The organism is Idiomarina sp. UBA4206 (assembly GCF_002383015.1).
In the GTDB taxonomy this organism is placed as follows: domain Bacteria; phylum Pseudomonadota; class Gammaproteobacteria; order Enterobacterales; family Alteromonadaceae; genus Idiomarina; species Idiomarina abyssalis.
The window spans coordinates 7,463-11,832 of sequence record NZ_DFTS01000032.1; the positions used below are offsets into that span (position 1 = coordinate 7,463).

5 protein-coding genes are annotated in these 4,370 nt (G+C 42.9%); 2 read left to right on the forward strand and 3 right to left on the reverse strand.

Annotation, left to right across the window (positions count from 1 at the left end; translation table 11 throughout):
* Both B3180_RS06910 and B3180_RS06915 read right to left on the reverse strand, forming a co-directional pair.
* A partial coding sequence (locus B3180_RS06910) for a permease (RefSeq protein WP_286843713.1) occupies positions 1 to 469 on the reverse strand: 469 nt, incomplete at its 3' end.
* A 514-nt stretch (positions 470 to 983) separates the two neighbouring features.
* The gene (locus B3180_RS06915) at positions 984 to 1,553 is read right to left on the reverse strand and encodes a DUF4377 domain-containing protein (RefSeq protein ID WP_278356485.1); all 570 of its coding nucleotides are present in this window, start codon (positions 1,551 to 1,553) and stop codon (positions 984 to 986) included.
* 154 nt (positions 1,554 to 1,707) lie between these two features.
* Here B3180_RS06915 and B3180_RS06920 point away from each other — a divergent pair, with 154 nt between their 5' ends.
* A complete protein-coding gene (locus B3180_RS06920) occupies positions 1,708 to 2,448 on the forward strand; it encodes a hypothetical protein (RefSeq protein ID WP_278358497.1) in 741 nt (246 codons plus the stop codon).
* 544 nt (positions 2,449 to 2,992) lie between these two features.
* Positions 2,993 to 3,220 carry a hypothetical protein gene (locus tag B3180_RS06925; RefSeq protein ID WP_278358498.1) on the forward strand — a complete coding sequence of 76 codons (228 nt, stop codon included), beginning with the start codon at positions 2,993 to 2,995 and terminating at the stop codon, positions 3,218 to 3,220.
* A gap of 16 nt (positions 3,221 to 3,236) precedes the next feature.
* Here B3180_RS06925 and glmS read toward each other — a convergent pair.
* Positions 3,237 to 4,370, reverse strand: a 1,134-nt coding sequence (gene glmS / locus B3180_RS06930; RefSeq protein ID WP_286843716.1) for a glutamine--fructose-6-phosphate transaminase (isomerizing), incomplete at its 5' end; no start/stop codon positions are given.

Here is a 4,370-nt window from a genome sequence, read left to right on the forward strand (position 1 = left end):
CGTCGTCTTCTTCGTCTTCTTCTCGGGCGTTTTTGATGAGGTTTTTGGGGTTAGTTACCGTAATAAAAAGCCAGACGAATAAAATCAGCAGCAACCCGCCAACGTATTCACCAACCACAAACTGCCAACCGAGGAAAATAGAAATAACAAAACCCAGTTCAATGACCAGGTTGGTAGAGGCCAGCATAAAGGCCATTGAAGCACTAAAGGCCGCCCCTTTATTGAACAATGCCCGCGTAGTTGAAAGTGCAGCAAAACTGCAAGAACTGGAGATAAAGCCAAAAAAAGTGCCCAGCGACACGGATTTGAGATCATTGCCGCCCATAGCCTTACGCATTCGCCGCTTAGTGATAAGCACTTGAATTAGGCTACTGATCAAATAACCTAATACAAACGCCCATAAAGCCATCCAGAAAAAGCCCAGGCTGGTGTACGCCGATTCGCCCCATAGTGATAAGAAATTTTCCATGATAGCTCCTTTTACTTGAAGCCCACCTTCATTTCCTGTGAATGTCCATGATGGGCATTTTCTGGTTACTATTTACAGCCTACGTTATTCTCCGAAATTTGATCTCTACCTGAATGGACTTCTGTATCCGCTTTAAGTTCTAACATTGAGCGTTTAAGTAAATAATTAAGTAGTCTAAAAAGACGACTAAAGTGCAGCAAAGCAAGTGAGAAGCGACAAAGTTAAGTTTCAGAAAAAACTTACAAAAAACGGCGGTTATTACGAGGTTAAGTAAAGCGATAAAGTTAACAAACAGATAGAAAAACCAAATGAAAAGGCTGTCACCATAGGACTCGAACCAGCCCTTAGTACCCTCGAGTGACTCCGTTTCACAACTTGAAGCCACTATGATTGGGCCCGCAAAATTATCTAGTAAAGGGCTCAGTAGAGCCCCGAGAGTAACTTGGAAAAGCAGATTCAGCAGTACAAAACTTACTGATTCTCGGTAGTCTTTCATGAGGTTCACACAGTGTTACTAATTCCATCGAACCAAAGTAACAGGTATTTCACCACCGGTGTACTCGAACTCGACTTCAACAAGACCACCGCTATCGGCAATAGCTACCAAGGCATCGCAATCCGCGTTTTCAGCACAGAGGAACTCATATTGATAAAAGCCATAAACTCCCTCTTCTTTATCAGTAAAAGGGTTTCCGCTAAGTTCTACTTCGCTGTAAACATAGCTGGTGCCAACGGAATCGGCCTGCGAGCTGATAACTTCGACCAGTTCAATTGATATTGAACTGCCATCGGCAACACCTTCAGTATCAACGTTTTTCTCAAGTACACGTAACTCATAAGAGGTTCCGAACTCATGTTCAAAGCCCTCAATACTAGTGGTGAAAATTTCTTGTCCACTTTGAGTGGTTCCATGTCCAGTTATTGGCGGGGTAAATTGAATACCTAAACCGTAATACACGGGTTCAGACGCCACTGTGACAGTATATTCAGTTCCATCATCAGAACCACTTGAGCCGCCGCAACCAAACAAATACGCGGTCATAAATGTGAGTAACAAGGAACGTGACAGGGTTTTAAATTCCATTTATTCGTACTCCTGATTATAGACAAGCTAAATTGCAGACAGATAATCGGTTTAAAAATAAGTTAAATAATTGTAACATTATTTGTGTTTTTAATTAATATTTTTAATCAGCGAAAGTCTTGTAGAAACAGGAAGTTGCATTTAGGGAGTTATAATGGATTATAAATTTTGGGCGTTGTTCTTTTCGGTTCTACTTGTTGCTTCCTGTGGTTCGGGGGACAGCTCCACACCACCTCCGCCATCAGAAAAACAATCTGTTAACTTATCGTTCGACTTTTCGGAAAGTTCTCAGGAATTCGAGATTAGTGTTGCAGACTATGCCGTTGAGCATGACAGAAATGATGAAATCGTTTCAACGCTGTCTCAACTTCCTGAACCCTATGAGTATCGTAAGGGGGTTGAGTTTAGCTGGTACAATTACTCAAGCGATATGAAAGGATATATAAAGAGAAACATTTCAGACTTAAAGCCCGATACGACGTATAACGTCGACTTTCAAGTGAATGTTTTAACCGTTGAATCAGAACAGTGCATTGGCGGAGGAGGCAGCCCCGGCTCTTCTGTTAATGTAAAAGCCTCCCTCTTGCCGCAGGAGCCTACCCGCTTTGTATCCTATGAAAGCGCTCCAGAGGGCATTTATAGAGTCGATATTGATGATGGGCAATCAGGAGGCGATGATGTCGCGTTGTTAGGACATATTGGCCTGCCAATATCTTGTGAAACTTCTAAAGAGTCGCCCGTGTGGGAGGTTAAACCTTTAGTTAACGATGAAAGCTTTGTAATGACCACGGGAGAGTCTGGAGAAGCTTGGGTATATGTCTCGATTGACTCCGGCTTTGAAGGTGAAACTACAGTGTATATAACTGATGTGGAGACGGAAATTTTAGAGCAATGAAATTTTGGAAGATAGTAACTACTGATTGTTACATGTGCCGCCATCTAACACATTACAGCTCTCGTTACCTCGGTCGCACAATGATGAATTGCCGCAATACTCTTGAGCTACAGAGTGAAATAATTATCACGGAATCGCCATAGTATTAGCGGTTCCGTGATAATTCTAAATAGGCCACTACCACCCTCGATATAGATTTAATCACGTGATTTTTTTCTAGACTTAAAAACAGACTCGCCTAAAGCAAAGCCAACACTTGCGGCAATAACTATATAATAATTACGCTTAAAATCTTCTAAACCTAGAAATTCCGAAGTAATTCCAAGAAAATATAAAATATAGCTTACGCTGTGGAATAACGTGACAAGAACAACAAAAACAATAAAAACGAGTATGATAAATTTAATAAACCGAATCATAAAGTTCATGATAATCAAGGTGAGCCAATACCATCAGCATAGCTTGGAAAGCCATCTTTATCGACATACCATGTATTATTATCCTGGGAGGTTTTGAAATGAGAAACCGACATAATTGGATCACCATGAGAAAAGAACAAGTGACTAGAGGAGTTTTTTCGTTTATTACTAACTTTAGTCTTTATTTTATAGCATTATCCTTGGCTATATTTTGTATAGGGTATGTGGCTTATATCGTAGATCTTTTAGACAAGCCGTTAGGCCTTACCGAATTTAAAGATAAGTATTATATTATCATCGCAGGAAGCTTTGGTATTGCCGCTAAACCTTTCATCAAAAAGCTACTCCGTTAGCTCAAGGATAAGAACTTTAATGTACGCCGAAAAAAAGGGCCTTTCGGCCCTTTCTGATTAATTCGACCGTTACACTTTTTGCTAAATTACGAGGCTGGTCCACATCGGTGCCTTTAATCAGGGCAACGTAGTAAGACAGCAGCTGCAAAGGAACGGTATAGACAATAGGCGCTATCACTTCGTCGCAATGGCAGACGTTAAGCACATTTAACGACTCATCGCCTTTGAAGCGGGCGTTTTTGTCGGCAAAAACGTACATCAAACCGCCACGAGCGCGAACCTCTTCCACGTTCGATTTCAGCTTTTCCAGCAAATCGTTGTTCGGTGCTACGACAATAACCGGCATTTCTTCGTCAATAAGTGCCAGTGGGCCATGCTTTAGTTCACCGGCGGCGTAAGCTTCGGCATGAATGTATGAAATTTCTTTCAGTTTTAACGCACCTTCCATAGCAATAGGGTACTGATTACCACGCCCCAGGAACAGGCTATGCGACATGTTGGCAAAGTCCTGCGCTAACTCTTCAATTTCATCCGCTAATGACACCGCTTCTTCCAGCTTGGCCGGCAAGGCCTGCAACGCGTGGACAACAGCTTCTTGCTGTTGCTCTGGCATGCCGCGGTATTTGCCAATACCTAAGGTCAGCATAAGCAGGCCGGTCAACTGGGTCGTAAAGGCTTTGGTTGACGCCACACCAATTTCCGCACCAGCGCGGGTTAAAAAGGCCAGGTCCGATTCGCGTACCATAGACGAGGAGCCCACGTTACAAATAGTCAGGCTGCCTTTATAACCAAGTTCTTTCGACAAACGCAGTGCTGCTAAGGTGTCTGCCGTTTCACCACTTTGAGAAATGGTGACTAACAAGCTGTTCGGATGAACATAAGACTTTCGGTAGCGGAATTCTGAGGCAATTTCGATATTACATGAAACATTCGCCATGGACTCGAGCCAGTAGCGAGCCACCATACCTGCGTGGTAACTCGTTCCACAGGCAACAATTTGAACGTGCTCGATACCTTTTAAAATATCGGCGGCGTTTTCGCCAAAAGCATTATCCAGCACGCTGGTTTCGGACAAGCGGCCTTCCAGTGTGTTACGAACGGCAATAGGCTGCTCGTAAATTTCTTTTAGCATGAAGTGGCGATACTCGCC